Annotated in this window: 22 protein-coding genes; 10 read left to right on the top strand and 12 right to left on the bottom strand. The window is 76.7% G+C overall.

The features are described from left to right. Positions 1-28: 28 nt before the first annotated feature. Positions 29-1,654, top strand: a complete 1,626-nt coding sequence (hutH, locus tag ASF50_RS16915) for a histidine ammonia-lyase (RefSeq protein WP_082503320.1) — start codon at positions 29-31, stop codon at positions 1,652-1,654. Beyond that, positions 1,651-3,399, top strand: a complete 1,749-nt coding sequence (hutU, locus tag ASF50_RS16920) for a urocanate hydratase (protein WP_082503321.1) — start codon at positions 1,651-1,653, stop codon at positions 3,397-3,399. The genes hutH and hutU overlap by 4 nt, the downstream gene beginning before the upstream one ends. On the opposite strand, the gene ASF50_RS16925 is transcribed toward hutU, so the two are convergent. The 3 genes from ASF50_RS16925 to dtd form a co-directional block, all read right to left on the bottom strand. Beyond that, entirely contained in the window at positions 3,365-4,432 is a 1,068-nt protein-coding gene (locus tag ASF50_RS16925; RefSeq protein WP_056905266.1) for a phosphatase PAP2 family protein, read from the bottom strand. The genes hutU and ASF50_RS16925 overlap by 35 nt on opposite strands. Then, complete coding sequence (locus tag ASF50_RS16930; protein ID WP_156718365.1) at positions 4,429-5,949, bottom strand: hypothetical protein; 1,521 nt, start codon at positions 5,947-5,949, stop codon at positions 4,429-4,431. The genes ASF50_RS16925 and ASF50_RS16930 overlap by 4 nt, the downstream gene beginning before the upstream one ends. 1,243 nt (positions 5,950-7,192) lie before the next feature. Continuing rightward, positions 7,193-7,648 (bottom strand): D-aminoacyl-tRNA deacylase, encoded by a 456-nt coding sequence (gene dtd / locus ASF50_RS16935; RefSeq protein ID WP_056864906.1) that lies wholly within the window; start codon positions 7,646-7,648, stop codon positions 7,193-7,195. Between the two features lie 67 nt (positions 7,649-7,715). On the opposite strand from dtd, the gene ASF50_RS16940 reads away from it, so the two are divergent. The 3 genes from ASF50_RS16940 to ASF50_RS16950 are packed head-to-tail and all read left to right on the top strand — an operon-like array spanning position 7,716 to position 9,358. Beyond that, a complete protein-coding gene (locus ASF50_RS16940; RefSeq protein ID WP_200919160.1) occupies positions 7,716-8,018 on the top strand; it encodes a peptide methionine sulfoxide reductase in 303 nt (100 codons plus the stop codon). Between the two features lie 3 nt (positions 8,019-8,021). Beyond that, positions 8,022-8,456, top strand: a complete 435-nt coding sequence (locus tag ASF50_RS16945) for an MmcQ/YjbR family DNA-binding protein (protein WP_200920226.1) — start codon at positions 8,022-8,024, stop codon at positions 8,454-8,456. Positions 8,457-8,512: 56 nt separating this feature from the next. Continuing rightward, entirely contained in the window at positions 8,513-9,358 is an 846-nt protein-coding gene (locus tag ASF50_RS16950) for a patatin-like phospholipase family protein (protein WP_056905269.1), read from the top strand. Between the two features lie 99 nt (positions 9,359-9,457). Here the strand turns inward: ASF50_RS16950 and ASF50_RS19520 are convergent, their stop codons facing one another. The 6 genes from ASF50_RS19520 to ASF50_RS16975 all read right to left on the bottom strand — a co-directional run bounded on the left by ASF50_RS19520 (position 9,458) and on the right by ASF50_RS16975 (position 14,126). Beyond that, positions 9,458-9,601 carry a hypothetical protein gene (locus ASF50_RS19520; RefSeq protein ID WP_165699050.1) on the bottom strand — a complete coding sequence of 48 codons (144 nt, stop codon included), beginning with the start codon at positions 9,599-9,601 and terminating at the stop codon, positions 9,458-9,460. Between the two features lie 137 nt (positions 9,602-9,738). Beyond that, positions 9,739-10,542, bottom strand: a complete 804-nt coding sequence (locus ASF50_RS16955) for a GNAT family N-acetyltransferase (protein WP_056905270.1) — start codon at positions 10,540-10,542, stop codon at positions 9,739-9,741. 83 nt (positions 10,543-10,625) lie between these two features. Continuing rightward, entirely contained in the window at positions 10,626-11,516 is an 891-nt protein-coding gene (locus ASF50_RS16960; protein WP_056905271.1) for an HpcH/HpaI aldolase/citrate lyase family protein, read from the bottom strand. A gap of 1 nt (position 11,517) precedes the next feature. Continuing rightward, entirely contained in the window at positions 11,518-12,612 is a 1,095-nt protein-coding gene (locus ASF50_RS16965) for an HpcH/HpaI aldolase/citrate lyase family protein (RefSeq protein WP_056864901.1), read from the bottom strand. Between the two features lie 149 nt (positions 12,613-12,761). Further along, a complete protein-coding gene (locus tag ASF50_RS16970; RefSeq protein WP_056905272.1) occupies positions 12,762-13,331 on the bottom strand; it encodes a DUF1992 domain-containing protein in 570 nt (189 codons plus the stop codon). Between the two features lie 126 nt (positions 13,332-13,457). Then, the gene (locus ASF50_RS16975) at positions 13,458-14,126 is read right to left on the bottom strand and encodes a nitroreductase family protein (protein WP_056865255.1); all 669 of its coding nucleotides are present in this window, start codon (positions 14,124-14,126) and stop codon (positions 13,458-13,460) included. 10 nt (positions 14,127-14,136) lie between these two features. Here ASF50_RS16975 and ASF50_RS16980 point away from each other — a divergent pair, with 10 nt between their 5' ends. The 5 genes from ASF50_RS16980 to ASF50_RS19175 all read left to right on the top strand — a co-directional run bounded on the left by ASF50_RS16980 (position 14,137) and on the right by ASF50_RS19175 (position 20,886). Next, on the top strand, positions 14,137-15,432 hold the full coding sequence (locus ASF50_RS16980) for an allantoate amidohydrolase (protein ID WP_321163144.1): 1,296 nt from the start codon (positions 14,137-14,139) through the stop codon (positions 15,430-15,432). Beyond that, positions 15,429-16,874: a formimidoylglutamate deiminase gene (locus ASF50_RS16985; RefSeq protein ID WP_082503322.1), complete on the top strand. Its 1,446-nt coding sequence runs from the start codon at positions 15,429-15,431 to the stop codon at positions 16,872-16,874. The genes ASF50_RS16980 and ASF50_RS16985 overlap by 4 nt, the downstream gene beginning before the upstream one ends. 98 nt (positions 16,875-16,972) lie before the next feature. Then, positions 16,973-18,127, top strand: a complete 1,155-nt coding sequence (hutI, locus tag ASF50_RS16990; protein ID WP_056905447.1) for an imidazolonepropionase — start codon at positions 16,973-16,975, stop codon at positions 18,125-18,127. 148 nt (positions 18,128-18,275) lie between these two features. Next, on the top strand, positions 18,276-19,280 hold the full coding sequence (locus tag ASF50_RS16995; protein WP_056905273.1) for a sucrase ferredoxin: 1,005 nt from the start codon (positions 18,276-18,278) through the stop codon (positions 19,278-19,280). Positions 19,281-20,073: 793 nt separating this feature from the next. Beyond that, a complete protein-coding gene (locus ASF50_RS19175) occupies positions 20,074-20,886 on the top strand; it encodes a TetR/AcrR family transcriptional regulator (RefSeq protein ID WP_056905274.1) in 813 nt (270 codons plus the stop codon). Here ASF50_RS19175 and ASF50_RS17005 read toward each other — a convergent pair. From ASF50_RS17005 to ASF50_RS17015, 3 genes are all read right to left on the bottom strand, one after another. Beyond that, complete coding sequence (locus tag ASF50_RS17005; protein WP_056905275.1) at positions 20,880-22,283, bottom strand: M1 family metallopeptidase; 1,404 nt, start codon at positions 22,281-22,283, stop codon at positions 20,880-20,882. The genes ASF50_RS19175 and ASF50_RS17005 overlap by 7 nt on opposite strands. 157 nt (positions 22,284-22,440) lie before the next feature. Further along, positions 22,441-22,959 (bottom strand): GNAT family N-acetyltransferase, encoded by a 519-nt coding sequence (locus tag ASF50_RS17010; protein ID WP_235557725.1) that lies wholly within the window; start codon positions 22,957-22,959, stop codon positions 22,441-22,443. 8 nt (positions 22,960-22,967) lie between these two features. Further along, positions 22,968-23,888 (bottom strand): alpha/beta hydrolase, encoded by a 921-nt coding sequence (locus ASF50_RS17015; RefSeq protein ID WP_056905277.1) that lies wholly within the window; start codon positions 23,886-23,888, stop codon positions 22,968-22,970. Positions 23,889-23,932 lie beyond the last annotated feature (44 nt).

Here is a 23,932-nt window from a genome sequence, read left to right on the forward strand (position 1 = left end):
GACCCGGCCGGCTGCCGAGACTGGGCCCATGGACACCGTCACCGACCCCAGCACCGACCACCGGAGCCACGACGCCGACCGGGCCACCGGCGACCACCGCGCGGTCGTGGTGGTCGGCACCGGTCCGGTCACCCCCGCCGACGTCGTGGCCGTCGCCCGCGACGGCGCCCCCGTCGTGCTCGCCCCCGAGGCCCGGAGCGCGATCGGCGCCGCCCGCGAGGTGGTGGAGCTGCTGGCGGCCGGCGACGTGCCGGCGTACGGCGTGAGCACCGGCTTCGGGGCGCTCGCGACCCGCCACATCCCGGTCGCTCAGCGGGCGCAGCTGCAGCGCTCGCTGGTGCGCAGCCACGCCGCGGGCTCGGGACCGGAGGTCGAGGTGGAGGTGACCCGCGCGCTCATGCTGCTGCGGCTCTCGACCCTGGCCACCGGCCGCACCGGGGTCAGGCTCGAGACCGCGGAGCTGCTCGCGGCGCTGCTGACCCACCGGATCACGCCGGTGGTGCACGAGCACGGGTCGCTGGGCTGCTCCGGCGACCTCGCGCCGCTGTCGCACTGCGCGCTGGCCCTCATGGGCGAGGGGCCGGTGCGCGACGCCGGCGGGGTGCTGCGCCCGGCCGGCGAGGCGCTGGCCGCGGCCGGGCTGCGACCCGTGGAGCTGGCCGAGAAGGAGGGCCTGGCCCTCATCAACGGCACCGACGGCATGCTCGGCATGCTGGTGATGGCGATCGCCGACCTGCGCCGCCTGCTGCGCACCGCCGACGTGGCCGCCGCGATGTCGGTGGAGGGCCAGCTCGGCACCGACCGGGTCTTCACCGCCGCGCTGCAGGCCCTGCGCCCCCACCCGGGGCAAGGCGCCTCGGCCGCCAACCTGGTCGCGCTGCTCGCCGACTCCCCGCTGATGGCCTCCCACCGCGGACCCGGGTGCCACCGCGTCCAGGACGCCTACTCGCTGCGCTGCTCGCCGCAGGTGCACGGCGCCGCCCGCGACACCGTCGACCACGCCGCGCGGGTGGCCGAGGTCGAGCTGGCCTCGGCCGTCGACAACCCGGTCGTGCTCGGCGACACCGTGGAGTCCAACGGCAACTTCCACGGCGCCCCGGTCGCCTACGTGCTCGACTTCCTGGCCATCGTGGCCGCCGACGTCGCCTCGATCAGCGAGCGGCGCACCGACCGCTTCCTCGACCGGGCGCGCAGCCACGGACTGCCGCCCTTCCTCGCCCACGACCCCGGTGTCGACAGCGGGCTGATGATCGCGCAGTACACGCAGGCGGCGATCGTCTCCGAGCTCAAGCGGCTCGCCGCGCCGGCCTCGGTCGACTCGATCCCGAGCTCGGCGATGCAGGAGGACCACGTGTCGATGGGCTGGGGCGCCGCTCGCAAGCTGCGCCGCGCCGTCGACGGCCTGACCCGCGTGGTGGCGATCGAGGTGATGACCGCGGCCCGCGCCCTCGACCTGCGCTCCACCACCGGCGACACCGCGGGCCTCGCGCCCTCCCCGGCCACCGGCGCCGTCGTGCGGCTGCTGCGCGAGCACGGGCTCGACGGCCCCGGCCCCGACCGCCACCTCGCCCCGGAGATCGAGGTCGCGGTCGGTCTCGTGGCCTCGGGCGCCGTCGTGGCCGCCGCCGAGTCGGTCACCGGAGCGCTGCGATGAGCGGGGACGTCCGCACGCCCGCCGGTGCCGCGAGCGCGGGGGCCGCGAGCGGCGAGGCTGGGGGCGGCAACCCGCGGCTGCCGATCCGGGCCGCGCGCGGCACGACGCTGACCGCCCGGTCGTGGCAGACCGAGGCCGCGCTGCGGATGCTGATGAACAACCTCGACCCCGACAACGCCGAGCGGCCCGAGGACCTCGTCGTCTACGGCGGCACCGGCCGCGCCGCCCGCAGCTGGGAGGCCTACGACGCCCTGGTGCGGACCCTCACCACCCTCGGCGACGACGAGACGATGCTCGTGCAGAGCGGCAAGCCGGTCGGGGTGATGCGCACGCACGCCTGGGCGCCGCGCGTGCTGATCGCCAACTCCCACCTCGTCGGCGACTGGGCCACCTGGGAGGAGTTCCGTCGCCTGGAGGACCTGGGGCTGACGATGTACGGCCAGATGACGGCCGGGTCGTGGATCTACATCGGCACCCAGGGCATCCTCCAGGGCACCTTCGAGACCTTCGCCGCCGTGGCCGACAAGATCGGGGGCGGCACCCTGGCCGGCACGATCACCCTCACCGCCGGGCTCGGCGGCATGGGCGGGGCGCAGCCGCTGGCGGTGACCATGAACGACGGCGTGGCGCTGTGCGTCGAGGTCGACCAGGCGCGCATCGCCCGGCGCCTGGAGCACCGCTACCTCGACGTGCAGGCCGACTCCCTCGAGCACGCGCTCGCCCTCGCCGTCGAGGCCTGTGACGCCCGGCGGCCGCTGTCGATCGGTGTGCTCGGCAACGCGGCCGAGGTCGTCCCCGCGCTGCTCGCGCAGGGTGCCCCGATCGACGTCGTCACCGACCAGACCTCCGCCCACGACCCGCTGTCCTACCTCCCCGTCGGCGTGGACCCCGCGGCCTGGCGCGAGGAGGCCGCCCGCGACCCCGAGGGCTTCACGCTGCGTGCGCGGGCGTCGATGGCCGCGCACGTCGCGGCCATGGTCGGCTTCCAGGACGCCGGCGCCGAGGTCTTCGACTACGGCAACTCGATCCGCGACGAGGCCCGCAAGGGGGGCTGCGAGCGCGCCTTCTCCTTCCCCGGCTTCGTGCCGGCCTACATCCGGCCGCAGTTCTGCGAGGGTCGCGGGCCCTTCCGGTGGGCCGCGCTCTCCGGCGACCCGGCCGACATCGCCGCGACCGACCGCGCCGTGCTCGAGCTCTTCCCCGCCGAGGAGAGCGCCGCCAACGCCCGGCTGCACCGCTGGATCGCGATGGCGCAGGAGCGGGTGCAGTTCCAGGGCCTCCCGGCCCGGATCTGCTGGCTGGGCCAGGGCGAGCGGGCCCGCGCCGGCCGGCGCTTCAACGAGATGGTGGCCTCCGGGGAGCTCTCGGCGCCGGTGGTCATCGGCCGCGACCACCTCGACTGCGGCTCGGTGGCCTCGCCCTACCGCGAGACCGAGGCGATGCTCGACGGCTCCGACGCCATAGCCGACTGGGCCCTGCTCAACGCGTTGGTCAGCACCGCCTCCGGTGCGTCGTGGGTCTCGCTCCACCACGGCGGCGGCGTCGGCATGGGCCGCTCGATCCACGCCGGCCAGGTGTGCGTGGCCGACGGCACCCCGCTGGCCGCCGAGAAGCTCGAGCGGGTGCTGACCAACGACCCGGCCATGGGCGTCATCCGCCACGTCGACGCGGGCTACTCCCGCGCCGGCGAGGTCGCCGCCGAGCGGGGCGTCACGGTGCCGATGGAGCCGGTCGTCCGCGACTGAGGCCCTCGGAGTCGTGGGCTGAGTCATGGGCGGAGTCGTGGGCGGAGTCGCGGGCGGAGTCGTGGGCGGAGTCGCGGGCGGAGTCGCGGGCCGCCGTACGCCGCTCCCACACGCTGCAGCCGACCGCGACGGCGAGGGCGAGCGCCGCGCCGGCGAGGGTGTCGACGACGTAGTGCTCGCCGCCGTGGACGAGCGTCACGCACATCGCCAGCGGGTAGGCCAGCAGCAGCCACCGCCACCGCGAGCGCAGTCGACCGAGGGCGAAGAAGGCCACCAGGAAGGCCGTGCCGGCGTGCAGCGAGGGCATGGCGGCGACCTTGTTGGACATGCCGAGCAGCACCATGCTCTGCCGGTGCAGACCGAGCTCCGACCAGCCGCGGCCGCTGATCCGCTCCACCGGGGGCAGCGCGCCGAGGTCGGCGGCCATCCAGGGCGGCGCCATGGGGTAGAGGACGTAGACGACCAGCCCGCACAGGTTGAGCACCACCAGCCGCCGCATCCAGGCCAGCCACACGACGCGGTCGCGCAGCCACAGCACCCCGGCGAGCACCAGGGCGACGAGGAAGTGCGAGGCGTAGACGGTGGTGAGCGCGACGTCCCACCACCGGGGCGCGCCGTCGGGGTCGCAGGGCACCCCGCACAGCTCGCGCTGCAGCCACACCGTCGGCACCGTGCCTCCGCCCAGCCAGGCGTCGAGGCGCACCGGGGTCTCGACGTGCACCGGCACGCCGGTCTGGTCGGCCAGGCCCCGCAGGAGCCAGTAGACGACCAGCAGCAGCATCGGGCGCCACCAGTCGCGGGCGAAGTCCCAGCGGCGCGCGGGCGGGGCGTCGGCGTGCCAGGCCAGCGCGACCAGCCAGAGCCACAGCGCCACGCCGACGGTGTCGTTGGGGATGCCGACGAGCGCGACCCACACCGCCAGCAGGGCGGCCACCGCGGCGAGGGCCCGGGCGCGCGCCACGGGGCGGGTCGGCGGGAAGGGCGCGAGGTCGCGCGGGAGCCCGTCGGTGCGACCGGTGAGCGGCGACCTCACCGGCGCACCTCCAGCACGGTGTAGCCCGCGACCACGGCGACCTGGCGGTAGTGGGCGGCCACCGCGGGCTCGGCCGCGTCGGGGTCGACGCCCCAGGTGAGCAGGGAGCGACCGGCGACCACCAGCCAGGTCGGGCGCCGCGGGCCCTCCAGCACCGCGGCGAGCTCGCGCAGGTCGGGGTCGGAGACGCGCACCGGCAGGCTCCACAGCTGCTCGTAGGGGCTGGACATCCCCGCCGCCCACAGCACGTTGGGCTCCCCGAAGGCCACGACCGCGGTGTCGCCCGGACGGCCGTGGTCGACCAGCCACGCCGACACCGCGAGCTCGGAGCGCTCGATCGGGTGCACCCCCACCCACCCGACCGCGACCGCGGCCGACAGGGCCGTGCCGGCGTACGCCGTGACCAGCGCGCGCCGCCGCCAGCCGGGAGGCCGGGGCGGGGTGCGTGCGGCCAGGGCGGCGACGAGCACGATGCCGGGCACCAGGCCGGTCAGGTAGTGCAGCCAGTAGCTGCCACCCAGCGCCACCCCCACGCACTCCCAGGCCAGCACGGCGGCGGCGGCCCAGCGCAGGTCGAGCCGGTCGGGCCCGAGGGGCACCGCGCGGCGCAAGGACGGCGCGAGGGCGGCCACCAGCAGCGGAGCGCCGCTGGCGAGCAGCGCCACGAGCATCACCACGAGCCGGTCGGCCGACGACGGCGGGTCGGCCGTCGCGATGACCCGGCCCGCCTGGCTGCGGAAGGTCACCACGGCCCGCCACAGCTCGACCGGTCCGGTGCCGCGGGTCGCCGCACCGACCAGCGCCAGGACGAGGGCCGCGAGGCCGCCGGCGACCGCGCCGGCCAGCAGGGGCCGCAGCCGCGCGACGCCGCGACGGGCGAGGAGCCCGGTGACGGCCAGGGCGGCGAGGAGCACGCCGACGTCCACGAGGTTCTGCTTCGTGAGCGCGGCGGCCACGGCGGCCGCGCCGGCCAGGGCGCCCCGGAGGGCGGCCCGCCGTGCGTCGGGCGCGGTGAGCGCTGCGAGGGTCGCGGCCGTGCCGGCCAGCAGGAAGGGCACGCCCAGGATCTCCGCGTCGACCACCGTGCCACCGAAGAGCGGGGTGGCCGTCAGCGCGGCCGCCGCACCGGCCGCCATCAGCGGACCCCTGCGGGTGCCGGGGGCGGCGAGCCGCCCGACGAGGCCGGCCAGCAGCACGCAGGCCACCACCGCCAGCGCGCCGAGCAGCCGCAGCCCGACGAGACCGCCGAGGTGCTCGGCCGCGGCCACCAGGGCGAGGAGCACCGGCGGGCGGTCGACGAAGTAGTCGCCGTAGACCGACGGGCCCGGCGCCCACTGCGCCGCCACCAGCAGCAGGCCGCCCTCGTCGGGCCCGACGTCGCGGCCGACGAAGGGCAGCCAGCCCAGGGTCGCCGCCGCCGCCAACGCGACCACCAGCGGCCAGGTGCGGCCGGGCGCGCCCGCGGGGGGTCGCCGAACGTCGGGTGCGGGGTGGGGCGCGACCGGACCGGGGGACATGGCGTCAGTGTGCGCCGCGCGGCGCCGGGCCGTCAGGGGCGAGCACGGATCGGCGTGTGGTCTGCGTCTCTGCGGGTGTGACGGGGGTGGCGGAGGTGGTCGAGGAGGAGGCGTGCGGCGGTGAGGGTCCCGGGATCCCCGGGGTGGGTGGTTCCGAGACTGTGAGGTCCGCGTTGCAGCCCCGTTGGCGATGGCCTGTGGTCTGGTGGCTGTGGGCCCGGCCCGTCTCGGGACTGGTTCCGTGCCTTCGACCGACGTGTGCGCTGGTGGCTGCCGGCCCGGCCCGGTCGGAGGTGCTGGCCTGATCAGGAGCTCGACCGATCGGTGCTCGCACGGGGGTCGATCCGCCGAGCAGCACGGTGACCGGCCCGTGGGTCGGCCCGGGGTCGGCGTCGGTGAGTGGCGGGAGGCGACACCTGCGGCGGTCGTCGACCGGTCGTACGCCGCCACTTCTCGGGCGGGCGGGCCGGGGACGTGAGGCGGCCCCCGTGTGGCGGGGTCGGTGGTGGCGGCGCTCGCCGGTGACTGACTGTGCTTAGTGGCGGGAGACGACACCTGCGGCGGCCGTCGACCGGTCGTACGCCGCCACTTCGCGGGCGGGCCGGCCGGGGACGTGAGGCGGCCCCCGTGTGGCGGGGTCGGTGGTGGGCGGCGCTCGCGGTGACCGACGGTGCGTAGTGGCGGGAGACGGCACCTGCGGCGGCCCTCGACCGGTCGTTCGCCGCCACTTCTCGGGCGGGCGGGCAGGCCGGGGACGTGAGGCGGCCCCCGTGTGGCGGGGTCGGTGGTGGGCGGCGCTCGCGGTGACCGACTGTGCGTAGCGGCGGGAGACGACACCTGCGGCGGCCCTCGACCGGTCGCATGCCGCCACTTCTCGGGCGCGCGGGCCGGCCGGGGACGCGAGGCGGCCCCCGTGTGGCGGGGTCGGTGGTCGCGGCGCTCGCGGTGACCGATCGTGCGTAGTGGCGGGAGACGACACCTGCGGCGGCCGTCGACCGGTCGCATGCCGCCACTTCTCGGACGGGCCGGACGGCGACCGGGGGCAGCCCCGCGTGGCGGGGGCGGTGGTGGCGGCGCTCGTGGTGACCGACCGCCCGTGGCTGGGTGCCCGAGACCTCCGACGACGACTCGCCCACCGACGGGCCACGAGGTGACGCTCCGGAGGAGCGTCGGTCGCTGGGGTGGTTTCGAGACGGTCGCTGGCGCTCCCTCCTCAACCACCGGGGCGGGTGGCGCTGCCCGCTCACCCAGCGTGGGGGCGGGGGGAGTCGAGGACGAGGGTGATCGGGCCGTCGTTGACGGAGGTGACGGCCATGTCGGCGCCGAAGACGCCGCGGGCGACCTCGGCGCCGAGGCGCTCGAGCTCGGCGCAGACCGCGTCGTAGAGCGGCTCGCTGACCGGGCCGGGAGCGGCCGCGTGCCAGGTGGGCCGGCGGCCCTTGCGCGCGTCGCCGTAGAGCGTGAACTGGCTGACGACCAGCACCGGGGCCCCGGCCTCGGAGGCGGAGACCTCGCCGCGCAGCAGCCGCAGCTCCCACACCTTGCGGGCCACCCAGGCCACGTCGGCGGGCCCGTCGTCGTGGGTGACGCCGAGGTAGACCAGCAGGCCCGGCCGCTCGATCGCCCCCACCACCGCGGGCCCGTCGGCCCCCGCCACCTCGACGCGCGCCGACGTCACCCGCTGCACCACCGCTCTCACGCGCCCCATCATCGCCGCCCGCGTCGGCCGCCGCGCCGGCCGCCCGGGAGCGCGCCATGATGGCGGCGTGCCCGACCCCGCGCCCCGACCCGAGCCCGAGGTGGACCAGGAGGCCACGGAGGCCGCGCGGCTCTTCGCGCGGGTGCCGCTGGGCCACAGCACCGTGCGCTACGCCGGGCGCACCTGGTCGTTGACCCGCAGCGAGCAGGTCGGCGGCCGCTCGCAGAAGGTGTGGGCCGAGGAGCGCGGCGGCACGGCGGTGGTGAGCGCCAACCTCTACTCGCCCGGCGACGGCGCCGACCGTTTCCGCCCGTGCGAGATGCCGGCGGCGGTGGTGCTGGACTTCCTCGCCGGCTGGGAGCCAACCTGAGGCGTGGCCCACCCGCCGATGTTCGACGACGACGACCCCGCCCTGCTGCGGCTGCGCACGCTCGCGCTGGCCCTGCCCGACGCCGCGACGAAGGTCTCCCACGGCCGCCCCGCCTTCTTCGCCGCCCCGCGCGGCAAGGTCTTCGCCTACTACGGCGGCTCCCGGCGCGTCGACGGCGCGTGGGTGCAGCACCCCCGCTGCGTGGTGGTGCTGCTCGAGCCCGGCGAGCGCGAGGCCGTGCTGGGCGACCCGCGCTCGTTCGTGCCGGCCTACCTGGGTCCCTCGGGCTGGGTCGGCCTCGACCTCGCCGCACCCGGGTTGCCGGGGTGGGAGGAGCAGTGGGCCGAGGTGGCCGAGCTGGTCGACGCGTCCTACCGGCGCACCGCGGGCCCGCGGCGGGTGGCCCGGCTCGACGCGGGCGAGCGGCACGAGGGCTGAGGTCCGCGCTCCGCGCGCCGCGCCCTCGTCGGGCGGGGGGAGGGCAGGATGGCGCCGTGACGAGACGCGGACTGGTCCTCGGCGGCGGCGGCATCACCGGGATCGCCTGGGAGACCGGCCTGCTCGCCGGCCTGGCCGAGGCGGGGGTGGACCTGACCGTCGCCGACCGGGTCGTCGGCACGTCGGCGGGCTCCATCGTGGGGGCGCAGGTCACCAGCGGCGTCGGCCTCGAGGAGCTCTACCGCCGTCAGCTGCTGCCCCCCACCGACACCGACCCGCCGGCGCGGATCGGGGTGGGCGTCGTGGCGCAGTTCGCGCTGGGGCTGCTGGCCTCGCGCGGCGACGTCGAGCGCTTCGGCCGGGTGCTGGGGCGGCGCGCCGTACGCCTGGCCGCCGCGGGGCGCACCCCCAGCGTCGAGGAGCGCTACGCGCAGGTGCGACGCCGCCTGACCAGCACCACCTGGCCCGAGCGCGACCTCGTCGTGACCGCCGTCGAGGTCGCCACCGGGGAGCTGGTGCGCTTCGGGCCCGGCGGCGACGTGGGCCTCGAGGACGCCGTCAACGCCAGCTGCGCCGTGCCGTGCGTCTACCCGCCCATCCCGATCCTGGGGCGCACCTACGTCGACGGCGGCGTGCGCTCGGGCACCAACGCCGACCTCGCCGAGGGCTGCGACCCCGTGGTCGTGCTCGCCCCCGCCGACCGGGGCGTCGGGCCACTGCGCAGCGCGAGCCGGCAGCTCGCCGACCTGGGCGTGGCCCACCTGGTGATCACGCCCGACGCCGACGCCCGGGCGGCCATCGGCCGCAACGTGCTCGACCCCGCGGCGCGCCCACCCTCGGCCCGCGCCGGGCACGCCCAGGCCGCCGCGTGGGTCGACCGGGTCCGCGACCTCTGGGGCTGACCGGCTGCGCGGTGCCTCACGACGACGACCCCCGACCGAGGGCCGGGGGTCGTCGTGCGGCGCGGTCGTGCCGCGGTCGTGCTGGTCGCCGAGCGGGGGTCAGAAGACCCGCCGTCGGGTGCCTCCGATCGGCACGAGGTTCAGGACCAGGCCGACGACCAGCAGGATGATGCCGACCGTCGTGAGCAGCGGGATGGACGCGAAGATGCCGATGAGCAGCAGGACAAGTCCGATGAGGACCATGTGAGACTCCCTCCAGAGTGTGGAGGTCCAGGTCTACTCCCCGGCGACTGTGACGGCGCTCACCTCTGAGGGTGACCGTGCGGCGTCGTCCCAGGTCAGGCGGACGTCGACCGCATCACGACCGGCTCACGGCTGGTTCACGAAGACCGCGCGGCGCCGCTGCGCCCGTCGAGGACGTAGGGCGTCGTGGTGGCGACCGCCCGCAGGCCGAGCCGCTCGAGGATCGGTCGTGAGTGGGGCGAGGTGTCGAGGCGCACGTAGCGGTGGCCGCGGTCGCGGGCCAGCGCGGCGCGGTGCGCGACCGTCGCCCGGTAGAGCCCACGGCGCCGCCACTGCGGCAGTGTCGAGCCGCCCCACATGCTGGCGAAGTCGGTGCCGCGGGTGTAGCGCAGCCACCCGGCGCACAGCACCGGTCCCGTGGGCGACTCCTCCGCCACGACGACGTCGAGCGCGTCGGGGTCGGCGCGCACCTCGGCGGCGAGCGAGCCGTCGTCGCGGCCCTCGCCCCAGATCGTGCGCAGGAGGACGTCGACCCGCGCGAGGTCCTCCTCGCTGCCCACCTGCCGCAGGGCGACGCCGTCGGGGAGCGCCACGTCGTGGACCAGCCCGGCGACCTCGCCGAGCAGCAGCGTCTCCTCGTCCTCGGCGACGAAGCCCGCCGCGACGAGCCGGTCGGCGAGGTCGGCGGGGGAGTCGTAGGAGTAGGTCTTCCACTCCACCTGCTCCCCGCGGCCGGAGAAGAACGCCACCTGCCGCGCGATCCAGTGGTCGGGGTCCTCGCCGAGACCCTCCGGGCACTCGACCATGCAGTACGACGACCCGGGCGTCGCCGGGTAGCGGCGACGCACCGGGCCGTCGGTGTCGAGGACGATGCCGGGTGCGGGCTCGTCCTCCCGCCCGGCGAGGCGGATGCTGGTGTGGAACGCGTCGAGGAGGCTCACGCCCCCATCACACCACCGCCTGGACCACCGCCAGGATCACGGCCGGGATCACGGCCGGGACCACCGCCGGGATCACCGCCGGGTCACTGCAGCGCGGTGATCGCCTCGTGGATGCGCAGCGTGCGGGTCGCGGACTCGACGTGGAGGTTCTCCACCATCTTGCCGCGGTAGGTCACCACGCCCGAGCCCCGACCGTCCTCCCACGCCTGGAGCACGCCGCGGGCGTCCTCGACCGCCTCGGGGCTCGGGGCGAAGGCGGTGTTGGCGCCCTCGACCTGGCCGGGGTGGATGAGGGTCTTGCCGTCGAAGCCCATCTCGCGGCCCTGGCGGCACTCGGCGAGGAACCCGTCGGCGTCCTTCACGTCGTTGTAGACCCCGTCGAGGACCGCGACGCCGGCGGCCCGGGCGGCCAGCAGCGACAGCGACAGCGAGGTGAGCAGCGGCGCGCGGCCGGGCACGTGCTCGGCGTAGAGCTCCTTGACCAGGTCGTTGGTGCCCATCACCAGCACCGCGAGCCGGTCGGAGGCGGCGGCGATCTCGCGCACGTCGAGGATGGCCTGCGGGGTCTCGACCATGGCCCACAGCCGGGTGTGGTCGGGGGCGCCGGCCTTCTCCAGGGCGGCGACCAGGGCACGGACCTCGTCGGCGCTGCCGACCTTCGGCACCACGACGCCGGCGGGGCCGGCCTGGGCGGCGGCCACGAGGTCGGCGTCGTGCCACTCGGTGCCGAGGCCGTTGACGCGGATGGTGACGGTGCGCCGGCCGTACTCGCCCGACGCCACGGCGGCCGCGGCCGCCTCGCGCGCCGCGGGCTTGGCGTCGGGGGCGACGGCGTCCTCGAGGTCGAGGATGAGGCCGTCGCACGGCAGCGACTTGGCCTTCTCGAGGGCGCGCTCGTTGGAGCTGGGCATGTAGAGCACCGAGCGCAGCGGGGTGTGCGCGGGGGTCTCGGGCGCGGTGGGGTGCTCGGTCATCTCAGTCCTCCGACCCGGCGGCGGCGTACTGCTCGGCGAGCTCGGGGTCGATGGCGGCCAGCTGCTCGGCCAGCTCCACCATGACCAGGCACTGCTTGAGGGAGGCGTCGTCCTCCATCTTGCCGTCGAGCATCACCGCGCCCGTGCCGTCGCCCATGGCCGCGACCACGCGCCGGGCGTGCGCCACGTCCTCGACCGACGGGCTGAAGACCCGGTGGGCGATGGCGATCTGCTTGGGGTGCAGGCTCCACGTGCCGACGCAGCCGAGCAGGAAGGCGTTGCGGAACTGGTCCTCGCAGGCCACGACGTCGGCGATGTCGCCGAAGGGGCCGTAGTAGGGGTAGATGCCGTGCATCGCGCAGGCGTCGACCATGCGGGCGATGGTGTAGTGCCACAGGTCCTGCTGGAAGACCGAGCGCGGGGCCTCGATCTCGGCGACGCCGAGCTCGTTGCGGGGCGGGTCCTGGCGCACGAGGTAGCCGGGGTGGCCGCCGCCGACGCGGGTGGTCTTCATGCGGCGGTCGGCGGCCAGGTCGGCCGGGCCCAGGCTGAGGCCCTGCATGCGCGGGCTAGCGCCGCAGATCTCCTCGACGTTGGCCATGCCGCGCGCGGTCTCGAGGATGGCGTGCACCAGGATCGGGCGGTCGAGACCGGCCTTGGCCTCGAGCTGGGCCAGCAGGCGGTCGACGTAGTGGATGTCCTCGGCGCCCTGCACCTTGGGCACCATGACCACGTCGAGCTTGTGGCCGATCGCCGGCACCAACGTGGTGAGGTCGTCGAGGGCCCACGGGCTGTCGAGGGAGTTGATGCGCGTCCACAGCTGCGTGGGGCTGTCGGGCCCGCCGAGGCCCTCGGTCTCCTGGCCGATCCGCACGAGGCCCTCCCGCGCGGCCACCTTGTTGTCGGCCTTGACCGCGTCCTCGAGGTTGCCCAGCAGGACGTCGACGCCGCCGACCATCTGCGGGATCTTGGCCGCCATCTTCGCGTTGCTCGGGTCGAAGAAGTGGATCGCCCGGCTGGGGCGGGCCGGGATGTCGGTGGGCGGGGTGGGCGCACCCACCGCGAGGGGGCGGAAGAAGTCCTTGCTGGGTCGCATGCGCGCGAACGTAGCAGCGCACGGTTACCGACGGGTATGACCGATCTCTCGCCGGACGGACGGGGGCGGGCCGCTGCCGTGGGTGGGCCGGAGGGTGCGTCGGTGGGTGGGGCTGGTGGGTGCGTCGGCGGCCGGGTGGGAGGCCGCGGCTACCGGTCGGCTGCGCGCCGGTGCCACCAGCGGCGCCGCGGGGCGGGAGCGGCCGCGGCCTGGGCGGCGAGCGCCTGGCGCTGGGCCTCGCGCCGCTCCTCGCGCCGGGCCCGCCAGCCGGCGAGGGCCGCGTCCACGTCGCGCGGCATGGTGATGAGGGGCGGGCCGTCGGTGGGGGTGTAGCGAGCGTGCAGCACGCGGGCGTTGAAGTCCTCGACCGCCCGGCGCGCCTCGGCCTCCATCGTGAAGGTGTCGAGGCGGGCGTCGAGCTCGGCGTCCTCCTTGCGCAGGGCCAGGCTCGGCGGCAGCACGGCGGTGATCTGCTCGCGCTCGACGAGCTTCTTGACCCACCAGTCGGGGTCATGGTCGGTGCCGAGGCCCTGGATCGGCTTGCCGGCGCCGGGCAGGTCGTCGAAGTCGCCGCGGGCCATGGCCACGCGGATCTGCTGGTCGACCCAGCTGGACTGGTGCTGGATGCGGGCGGCGGCCGCGCTCTGCCCGCTGCGCTTGCGCCGCTCGCGCTCGTCGGCGGCCTGGTCCCTGCGGGCCGCCCGGGTCTCGTCGCTCATCTGACCTCACCTCCGCGTGCCCCAGCCTACGGACCCCCCGGGGACGAGCCGTCTCGGATCCGAGACGGCCTGGCCCCCCGGCGCGTTGACCGGCCGCGCGGCGGCCGTTGGACTGGCTCGGTGCCGCTACCCGTCGTCGTCCGCCGCCCCGCTGTCGGCACCGTCGGCGCCGCTGGCGGCGCCCGCGCCGGCTCCCCAGTGGCCGCGGTGGAGGACCTCCTCCAGCGGCCGGCGCCCACGGCGCGCCGGAGAGCCGGCGCTGCCGGTGTCGGCGACCCGGTGGCCCAGGGTGACCACCCCGATCGGGTCGACCTCGTCGGGCAGCCCGAACGCCTCGCGCAGCGCGGCCTCGCGCCCCGGGGGCACACCGAAGAAGCAGGCCCCCAGGCCCTCGTCGACCGCGGTCTGCAGGATGAGCAGGCTGGCCATCGCGGCGTCCATGTGCCAGTAGGGCTTGGCCCAGCGCGCCTCCGCGCGGTCCTCCCAGCCCTTGTCGGGCTCGGCGTAGCGGGCGAGGTAGGCCGCCTTGCTGCTGCACGGCACGATCACCACCGGCGCGGTCATCATGCCCGCCAGCCACGGGCCGGGGTCGTCCACGTCGTCGCTGGTGGCCTCCCAGAAGCGGCGCACGTCGGCGGGGTCCTCCAGCACCAGGAAGCCCCAGCCCTGGCTGAAGCCGGCGCTCGGCGCACGGGTCGCGTGCTCGATCGCGCGGGTCACCACGGCCGGGTCGACCGGTCGGTCGCTGTAGCGGCGCACCATGCGGCGACGCCGCACCACGTCTCGGAACTCCACGGAGGTCACTGTGCCCGACACCCCCGCTGAGCGGCCCGCCGGCCGTCGCCCGGACTTCGAGGCGATGTGGCGCGACCTCGCACCCGTCGGCCGCTCGGCGCGCACCGGCGGCTACCACCGGCGGCCGTGGGACGGCGCCGAGCGCGAGCTGCGCGCGTGGTTCCTGGAGCAGTGCGCGGGCCGCGGGCTCGACGTACGGGTCGACGGGCTGGGCAGCGTCGTGGCGTGGTGGCGCCCGGAGGGGGCGAGCGGTCCGGGGGTGCTGACCGGCTCGCACCTCGACTCCGTCGACGACGGCGGGGCCTACGACGGTCCGCTCGGCGTCGTCTCGGCCCTGGCCGCGCTGGACCGGCTGCGCGAGCGGGGCGTGCGGCCCGGCCGTCCGGTCGGGGTGTCGGTGTTCGCGGAGGAGGAGGGCTCGCGCTTCGGGCGGGCGTGCCTGGGCTCGCGGTGGGCCACCGGCAGGGCGGCGTGGGCCGACCTGCGCGAGCTCGTCGACCCCGACGGCGTGCGGCTGCCCGACGCGCTGGAGGCGGCCGGGCTGGGGCAAGGGCTCGAGGAGGGGCCGGGCGCAGGGTCGGGCGTGGGGTCGCGCGGAGGATCGGGCACAGGGCCGGGGACCGGGCTGCTCGAGGGCGTCGGCACCTTCGTCGAGCTGCACGTCGAGCAGGGCCGGGCACTGGTCGACCTCGACGCGCCGGTGGGCGCGGCTCGCGGCATCTGGCCGCACGGGCGCTGGCGGCTCGACCTGGAGGGCCGCGCCGACCACGCCGGCACGACCCGGATGGAGGACCGCGCCGACCCGGTGCTGACCTTCGCGATGATCGCGCTCGCGGCCCACAAGCAGGCGCGGCTGGCCGGGGCCCGTGCCACGATCGGGCGGGTCGAGGTGACCCCGGGGTCGACCAACGTCATCGCCTCGAAGGTCGGCGCCTGGCTCGACGCCCGGGCCGCGAGCGAGCCCGAGCTGGAGGCGCTGGTCGCCGCGATCACCGCCCAGGGCGTCGCCCGCGCCGAGCGCGACGGCACCTCGCTGGCGGTGCACCCCGAGTCGGTCTCGGGAGCGGTGGGCTTCGACCCGGCGCTGGTCGGGGTCCTCGACGCGGTCGGGCGCGGCTGGCCGGTGCTCGACACGCAGGCCGGCCACGACGCGGGCGTGCTCGCCGCGGCCGGCGTGCCGACGGCCATGCTCTTCGTGCGCAACCCCACCGGCGTCTCGCACTCCCCGGCCGAGCACGCCGAGGTCGCCGACTGCCTCGCCGGCGTCGAGGCGCTGGCCGACGCGCTCGAGGTGCTGGCGCGGTGAGCGGACCTGTCACCGGCCCCGCGACCGGCCCCGCGACCGGCCCCTCGACCGGCCCCGCGACCGGCGGCTCGCCCCGGGGAGCTGCCCGCCCGGCCGGCGCCGGGGCCGGCGCGGCCACCGCGGCGTACGTGCTGCGGCGGGCGTGGGTCGGCGGCGCCACCCGCGACGACGTCCTGGTGGAGGTGGCCGACGGTCGCTTCACGCGCGTGGAGCCGGGGGGCGCGGTGGGCGAGGGGCGCGAGGCGGTGGTGCTCGACGGCCTGGTCGTGCCGGGGCAGGCCAACGCCCACAGCCACGCCTTCCACCGCGCGCTGCGGGGGCGCACCCAGCGCGGCCGGGGCACGTTCTGGACCTGGCGCGAGCAGATGTACGCCGTCGCCGCGCGCCTGGACCCCGACTCCTACCACCGCCTCGCCCGGGCCGTCCTCGGGGAGATCGTCGCCTCGGGCGTGACGACCCTTGGGGAGTTCCACTACCTCCACCACCGACCCGACGGCACCCCCTACCCCGACCACGCGATGGAGCTCGCCCTCGTCGAGGCCGCCCGCGCGGTCGGACTGCGGCTGACCCTGCTCGACACCTGCTACCTCAGCAGCGGCTTCGGCGCCCCGGTCGAGGGAGTGCAGCGGCGGTGCAGCGACGGCTCCGCGCAGGCCTGGGCCGAGCGGCGCGCCGCGCTGATCGAGCGGCTGCACGGGAGCGACGACGTCGTCGTGGGCGCGGCGATCCACTCGGTGAGGGCGGTGCCCCGGGCCGACCTGCCGACGGTGGTGGCCGCGGCCGCCGGCGGCCCGCTGCACGTGCACCTCTCCGAGCAGCCGGCCGAGAACGCCGCCTGCCTCGCCGCCCACGGCGTCACCCCGACCCGCCTGCTCGCCGACGCCGGCGCGCTCGGCCCCCGGACCACCGCGGTCCACGCCACCCACCTCACCGACGCCGACGTCGACCTCCTCGGCGGCTCCGGCACCCGCGTCTGCCTCTGCCCGACCACCGAGCGCGACCTCGGCGACGGCGTCGGCCCCGCGCGCCGTCTCGCCGACGCGGGAGCGGTCCTCTCGCTGGGCAGCGACAGCCACGCCGTGGTCGACCCCTGGGAGGAGATGCGCGCCCTGGAGCTCGACGAGCGGCTGACCTCGCGCCGCCGCGGTCACTGGAGCGCGGGCGAGCTCCTCGCGGCCGGCACCGACCACGCCGGGCTCGGCTTCCCCGACGCCGGACGCCTCGAGGTCGGCGCCCGGGCCGACCTGGTCGTGCTCGACACGACCTCCCCGCGCACCGCCGGCACCGGCGACGACGAGCACACCGCCGTCTTCGCCGCGAGCGCCGCCGACGTCCTCGCCGTCATGGTCGACGGTCGCTGGGTCGTCGGCCCCAGGGCCCCGGCCCCCGACCAGCCCCTCGGCGCCGCCCTGGCCGCCGCGATCCAGGAGGTCCTGCCGTGACCGGTGGCCCGCACACCCCCCTCACCCCGCCCGGCCCGCCCGGCCCGTCCGGCCCGTCCGGCCCGTCCGGTGCGGGCGGGGCCGCCGGGCCGACCACCCTGCTGACCGGCATCGGGGAGCTGGTGACCAACGACCCCGAGGACGACGACCTGCTCGGGCTGCGCCACGACGCGGCGCTGCTGGTCGAGCGCGGACGGGTCGCGTGGGTGGGGCCGGCGGCGTCGGCGCCGACGGCCGACCTGCGCGTGGACCTCGGCGGGCGGGCCGTGCTGCCGGGCTTCGTCGACTCCCACTCCCACCTGGTGCACGCCGGCGACCGGGCCGCGGAGTTCGAGGCACGGATGGCCGGGCGTCCCTACGCCGCCGGCGGCATCCGCACCACGGTCGCCGCGACCCGCGCCGCCACCGACGAGCAGCTGACCGCCACGGTGGCGCGCCTGGTCGCGGAGATGCGTCGGCAGGGCACGACGACGCTGGAGACCAAGAGCGGCTACGGCCTGACCGTGCGCGACGAGGCGCGCTCGCTCGCGGTGGCGCGCCAGTTCACCGAGGAGACGACGTACCTGGGGGCCCACGTCGTGCCCGCCGAGCTCGCCGACGACCCGGCGGCCTACGTCGACCTCGTCACCGGGCCGATGCTGGAGGCCGCCGCGCCCCACGCCCGGTGGATCGACGTCTTCTGCGAGACCGGCGCCTTCGACGCCGACCAGGCCCGCGCGGTGCTCGCCGCGGGAGCGGCGGTCGGGCTGCGGGGGCGCCTGCACGCCAACCAGCTCGGGCCCGGGCCCGGGGTGCTGCTGGCCGCCGAGCTCGGGCTGAGCGCCGTCGACCACTGCACCTACCTCACCGACGCCGACGTCGACGCGCTGCGCGAGACGGCCACGGTCGCGACCCTGCTGCCGGGCGTGGAGTTCTCCACGCGGCAGCCCTACCCCGACGCCCGCAGGCTGCTCGACGCCGGCGTGCGGGTGGCACTGGCAAGCGACTGCAACCCCGGCTCCAGCTTCACCAGCAGCATGGCCTTCTGCATCGCCCTGGCCGTGCGCGAGATGGGCCTCACTGCGGGCGAGGCCGTGCACGCGGCCACGGCGGTCGGGGCGGCCGCGCTCGACCGCGACGACGTCGGACGGCTCACCGACGGGGCCCGCGCCGACCTGGTCGTGCTCGACGCGCCGAGCCACGTGCACCTGGCCTACCGGCCCGGGGTGCCGCTCGTGCAGGCGGTCTGGGTCGGTGGTCGGCAGGTGGTGTGAGCGGGCGCCCCGGACCCCGGTCAGGCCCTGCGCCCGGCCCCCCCGCTCGGCTCCGCGCTCGGCCCCGCGCCCGGCCCTGCGCCCCGTGCCGGGTCCGAGCTCACAGCCGTGCCGAGGCCCGAGCCACGCGGCGTGGTCTGATGGGCCGGTGGACCTCCGCTGCGCCGCCGCCAGCCTCGCCGACGACGAGCCGCTCGCCGGCACCGCACCCACCGACCGTCGCTGGCTCTTCCTCGAGCAGCCCGGGCCGTGGGGGCGCAAGGCGCTCCGCGAGTCGCGCCTGCCCGAGTCCGCTCGCGCCCACCTCGCCGGTCTGCGCGACGTGCGCGTCCAGCTGCTCCGTCGCCCCGGCGCCCGTACGCCGCTGCCCGGCGAGGTCACACCGGCCCGGGTGGTCGTGGCCCACCTCGACGACGGGGAGGCACCGCGGCTCTGGTCGGCCACGCTGCCCTCGGCCGACGCCGTCACCGGGGTCGACCCCCACGACCCCGAGGGCTCCGGGCTGCTGCCCCACCACGACGACGCGGAGCCGCTGTGGCTGGTGTGCACCAACGGCTCGCGGGACCTGTGCTGCGCCGAGCTCGGTCGCCCGGTCGCCGCGGCGCTGGCCGCCCGCTGGCCCGAGGGCACCTGGGAGACCACCCACCTCGGCGGCCACCGCTTCTCCGGGACCCTGCTGGCCCTCCCCAGCGGACTGGCCCTCGGCCGGGTCGGCGCCGACGACGCCGTGGCGGTGGCCGAGGCCGTCGTGGCCGGTGCGCTCCCGCCCGGGCGCGTACGGGGGAGCGCCGGGCGGTCCGCGCCCGAGCAGGTCGCCGAGCTGGCGGTGCGCGAGCGGCTCGGGCTGGCCCACGACGTGCCGCTCGCGGTCAGCCTCGAGGCGCTCCCGCCGCCGCGTGCCGAGGTGCACGCAGAGGGGCGGCAGGCAGCGGGGCAGGCAGAGGGAGAGGCAGAGGGACAGGCAGAGGGACAGGCAGAGGGACAGCGGGCCGTGCTGCGGGTCGTCGACCCCGCGGGTGCGTTCGTGGCGACCGTCCACCTGTCGTCCACGGTGGCGCCCCGCCTCGGGTCCTGCGGCGACACCCGGGCCAAGCCGGCGACGAGCTGGCACGCCGACCACGTGCGGCTCGACCGCGGGGAAGGGACCCGCTGAGTCGACGCCCCGCGCGCGGAGCAGCCACCGTGCTCGGCCCCGCGACAGGCATCGGCGACGGGTGACCGGATCTCGCGAGTCGCTCCCCAAGGACGTGCCTTGGGCGTGGTCGAACGCTCGTCCAACCCCGGTCATGACCGCGGGGTCCTCGCGCTCGGCTCGCGTCCGTCGCTGACTGGCGCGCCCGTCGGCGCGGCTCTCCGGGGGCGGCGCCAGGGGTGGTGGATCGTTCGGTCCGTCCGCGGATCCTCACCGCCGCGCTCCCACCGCCGCGCTCCACCGCCGCGCTCCCACCGCCGCGCTCCCACCGCCGCGCTCCCACCGCCGCAGGCCCGCCCGGCCCGCGCCTGCTGCCGACCGAGCGTGCCTGGTCGCTCCGGCTTCCGGGGGAGTCGCTCGCGGGTTGATCGAACGTTCGTCAACGTCTCGGCATGATCGGAGCGCTCCGCCCTTGGGCTCGCTGCTGGTYGGTGCGGCGGGTTGCTCCGGCTTCGGGGGAGTCGCTCGTGGGTTGATCGAACGTTCGTTCAACGTGTCGGCGTGATCGGAGCGCTCCGCCCTTGGGCTCGCTGYTGGTCGGTGCGGCSGGTCGCTCCGGCTTCGCGGGGGAGTCGCTCGCGGGTTGATCGAACGTTCGTTCAACCCGCGGACGCTCACCGCGGACTGCCCGACGAGCGACCGGCGGCCGCGAGGGGCAGCCGGCGGTGAACCGGTCCGTGCAGAGGCGGCCGGTGGCGACCGGGCCTGTGGAGAGCCGGCGACGCGCTGCGTCCGACCGTGTTGGGATGACGCCGTGCCCCGGATCCTCGACACCACCTACCGCGTCGAGGAGCTCGCGGCCGCCGTGTCGCGGCTGGTGACGCGTGACGGGGTGGAGGCCCTGTCGCTGCGCCGGATCGCGGCCGAGGCCGACCTCAGCCCGAGCACCGTGCTGCACCACCTCGGCGGACGGGAGCGGCTGATGCAGCTGATGTGCGTCCGGGCCTGGGCCGGTGTGCGAGCGACCAGCGACCTCGGCGGCAGGGGCCGGGGCGACGGTCCCCTCGCGACGCTGCTGCCCCACGGTGAGGAGGGCCACCGGGCGGTCAGAGTGTGGCTGGCCCTCTGCGAGCTTGCCCGGGCTGACGACGCCCTCGCCGCGGCGGTCGCGCAGGCCCGGACCCAGGAGCGCCACTGGATCCGACACCTGACCGGCCTCGACGACGAGGTCGCCCTCGACGTGCTCCAGGGTCTGGTCGACGGGCTCCGGGTCGCGCTCTGCGACCGGCAGGAACCGTGGTCGCCGCAGCGGGCGCTCGACGCCCTCGGCTGGGCCACCATCGCGCTCCTGCGCCAGCACGGGCCGGTCCGCGAGCCACGCCGACCCGCGGACCCCGGCCAGGCCGACAACCCCGGGCCCACCGACCGAAGGTCCCACGATTCCGGACCCAGCGGCCCCGGACCCAGCGGCCCCGGACCCAGGGACCCCGGACCCAGCGGCCCCGGACTAAGGAACCCCGGACCCAGCGGCCCCGGACTCAGGGACCCCGGACCCAGCGGCCGCGGACCCAGCGGCCGCGGACCCAGCGGCCGCGGACCCAGCGACTCCGAGCCCAGCGGTCAGTAACCGGCCGGCTTGCCCGCCTTCTCCAGCCAGGTGCGGAAGAGCGGCGACAGCTCGCGACCGGAGACCCGCTCCGCGAGCCGCACGAGCTGCGCGGTGCGCACGCTGCCGTCCTCGTTGCGCTGCGCCCACAGCCGCACGATCCGGAAGAAGTCGTCGCCGCCGACCTCCTTGCGCAGCGCGTGCAGCGTCATCGCCCCGCGGTTGTAGACCGGGCTGCCGAAGAGGTCGGCGGCGTCGGTGAACTCGGTGGGCGCCGGGCGCCACAGGGCACCCGAGGCCGGGGTGGCGTACAGGTCGTCGAAGTGCTCCTGGGCGGTGTCACCGCCGTGGCGGGCGTCCCAGAGCCACTCGGCGTAGGTCGCGAAGCCCTCGGCCAGCCAGATGTCGTGCCAGTCGACCAGGGTCACGGAGTCGCCGAACCACTGGTGCGCGGTCTCGTGGACGAGCGCGCCGTCGGCGGCGCCGACCGAGGGGTAGAACGGGCGGGTCTGGGTCTCCAGCGCGTAGCCCACGTCGGCGTCGTCGACGACCAGCCCGGCGGCGTCGAAGGGGTAGGGGCCGAAGAGCCTCTCCTGGAAGGCGATCACCTTCGGCAGCAGCCGCCGCGCCGCAGCGGCGTCGCCGCCGGTCACGTCGGTGAAGGACCAGATCGGGATCGTGCGGCCGTCGACCGACTCGGTCTGCGACTCGAAGACGTCGAACTGCCCGATCGAGACCATGGCCAGGTAGGTCGCCATCGGGTCGTCGGCCCGCCAGGTCCACGTGGTGGTGAGGCCCTCGTCGCGCTGGGAGACGAGCACGCCGTTGGCGGTGGCCTCGTAGCCGGTGGGCACGGTGAGGCGGAAGGTGTAGCGCGCCTTGTCGCCGGGGGTGTTGTTGGAGGGGATCCAGGTCATCGTGCCGACCGGCTCGCCCAGGGCGGTGGCGCCGTCGGCCGTGCGGACCCAGCCCTCGGTGGACCCGTCCGGGTCGATGTGCTCCTGCGGCTCGCCGCCGTAGTCGACGCGCACCGTGAAGCGCCCCCGGTCGAGCCCGCCGTCGGGGCGCACCGTGAGCTCGTGGTCGTCGCGCGAGAAGGCGGCCTCCTCGCCGTCGACCAGCACCCGCGACACGTCGAGCCCCTCGAGGTCGAGGTCGAAGCGGCCGACGTCGCGCGCCGCGACGGCGACGATCCGCGTCGTGGCGGTGAGTCGGTTGGTCACGGGCGTGTAGTCGAGCGACACGTCGTAGGACCGCACCTCGTAGCGCGCGTCGCCCTGCCGCGGGAAGAGCGTGTCGCCGCCCGCCCCGGCCTCGCTGCCGGCCTGGGCCGCGTACGCCGCCGGGGGCGCGAGCGCCACCACCCCGGTCGAGGCGAGCGCGAGGGTGGCCAGGGAGAGTCCGAGTCGTCGCAGCACGCCTGGGACCCTACGCCCGCCCGACCCCGCCCCGCGCGACCCCGGTGGTTGAGGAGGGAGCGCCAGCGACCGTCTCGAAACCCGCGCGACCCCCGCGGCCCCCGCGACCCCACGACCCCCGCGACGCCCGCGACCCCGCAGGCCACGCCGGGACCTCTCAGCCGCGCCGCCGCATCGGCACGTGGGGGATGCCGTCCTCCAGGAACTCCGGCCCGTCGACGGCGAAGCCGAAGCCGGCGTACCAGCCCGCCAGCGGCGCCTGGGCGTCGAGCACGACGTCACGGCGCACCCCGCTCTCGCCCCCGTCGCCGTCGCCGTCGCCGTCGCCGTCGCACAACGCCACGCAGGCCCCCATCAGCGTGCCGCTGAGGCCCCGCCCGCGGCCCGAGGGGTGCAGCACGACCCGGCCGATGCGCCACGTGTCGCCGTCGTCGAGCACCCGGGCGTAGCCCAGCACCGGCACCTCGTCGGGCCGCTCGGGGTCGGGGAGCACGACGTGGCGGGTGCCGGGCTCGGTGTCGCGGCCGTCGAGGTCGGGGTAGGGGCAGTCCTGCTCGACCACGAAGACCTCCTGCCGCAGCCGCCACACGGCGTAGGCGACCGCCGGCGCGAGCCCCGCGAAGTCGCTGGACCACACCCCCGTGCCGTCCACCGGGCCGCCCGCCGAACCGCTCACCGGTCCGCTCATCGGGCCGACCCCCGCAGGAAGGCCTCGACGGTGCGCCGGGCCCGGCGCGCCTCGGGGATGAGCGGCAGGATCGGGTAGACGTGGATGAGGTCGGGCTCCTCGACGTAGGTGAGGTCCCACCCGGCCTCGGCGGCCCGCCGCGCCAGCAGCCGTACGCCGGGGACGAGCAGGTCGCGCGTGCCGCAGAGCACCAGCGCCGGCGGCAGGCCGGCGAGGTCGCCCAGCGCCGGGGAGACCTCGGGACGGGCCAGGTCGTCGGGGGAGCCGGCCCACCACGCGGCGTAGGCGTGCAGCTTGGACTCGAAGAGCCACGGGTCGCGCGCCGCGAACCACCGCGTCGCGGGCGTGGAGGTGGTGAGGTCGACCCAGGGCGAGAGCAGCAGCAGCCGCTCCAGCGACCCCGCCGGGTCGAGACCGCGGTCGCGCACGCTCTGGGCCACGGCCAGCGCGATGCCGCCGCCGGCGGAGTCGCCGCCCAGCAGCACCGGGCCGTGGGCGCAGGCGCGCGCGACGACGTCGACGAGCCGGTCGTGGGAGTCGGCCCAGGTGCTGCCCGGGGCCAGCGGGTAGTCGGGCAGCACGACCCGCACCCCGAGCCGGCGGGCGAGCGCGGCGGCGTAGCGCACGTGGAAGGGGTCGATGCCGGCGACGTAGGCGCCGCCGTGCATCCACACCAGGGTCCGCTCGGGCTCGACCCCGCGTGGGGCGAGCACGTGCACGTCGAAGCCGGCGGAGGAGTCGGTGACCAGGGTGAAGCGCCGCGCGAAGCCGGGCACCAGCCCCGTCGCCAGCCCGGGCGCGCGGCCTGCCTGCCCCTCGAGCACGCGCTCGCGCTCCTCGGGCAGCGAGCTCAGCTCGCCGGCCCGGCGCAGTCGGGGGATGAGGGTCGCGAGGAGCTGGTGGCGGAGGCTCGGCACGCCGGAAGCCTCTCAGACCCCGCCAGCCGCACCCACCGGGCGGG

This window comes from Nocardioides sp. Leaf307, assembly GCF_001423135.1.
In the GTDB taxonomy this organism is placed as follows: domain Bacteria; phylum Actinomycetota; class Actinomycetes; order Propionibacteriales; family Nocardioidaceae; genus Nocardioides; species Nocardioides kribbensis.

Bases quoted from the DNA above. Each gene is read 5' to 3' on its own strand.
- hutH (WP_082503320.1), top strand. From the start codon at position 29: ATGGACACCGTCACCGACCCCAGCACCGACCACCGGAGCCACGACGCC.
- ASF50_RS16930 (WP_156718365.1), bottom strand. From the start codon at position 5,949: ATGTCCCCCGGTCCGGTCGCGCCCCACCCCGCACCCGACGTTCGGCGA.
- ASF50_RS16970 (WP_056905272.1), bottom strand. From the start codon at position 13,331: ATGAGCGACGAGACCCGGGCGGCCCGCAGGGACCAGGCCGCCGACGAG.
- ASF50_RS16960 (WP_056905271.1), bottom strand. From the start codon at position 11,516: ATGACCGAGCACCCCACCGCGCCCGAGACCCCCGCGCACACCCCGCTG.
- hutU (WP_082503321.1), top strand. From the start codon at position 1,651: ATGAGCGGGGACGTCCGCACGCCCGCCGGTGCCGCGAGCGCGGGGGCC.
- ASF50_RS16965 (WP_056864901.1), bottom strand. From the start codon at position 12,612: ATGCGACCCAGCAAGGACTTCTTCCGCCCCCTCGCGGTGGGTGCGCCC.
- ASF50_RS19520 (WP_165699050.1), bottom strand. From the start codon at position 9,601: ATGGTCCTCATCGGACTTGTCCTGCTGCTCATCGGCATCTTCGCGTCC.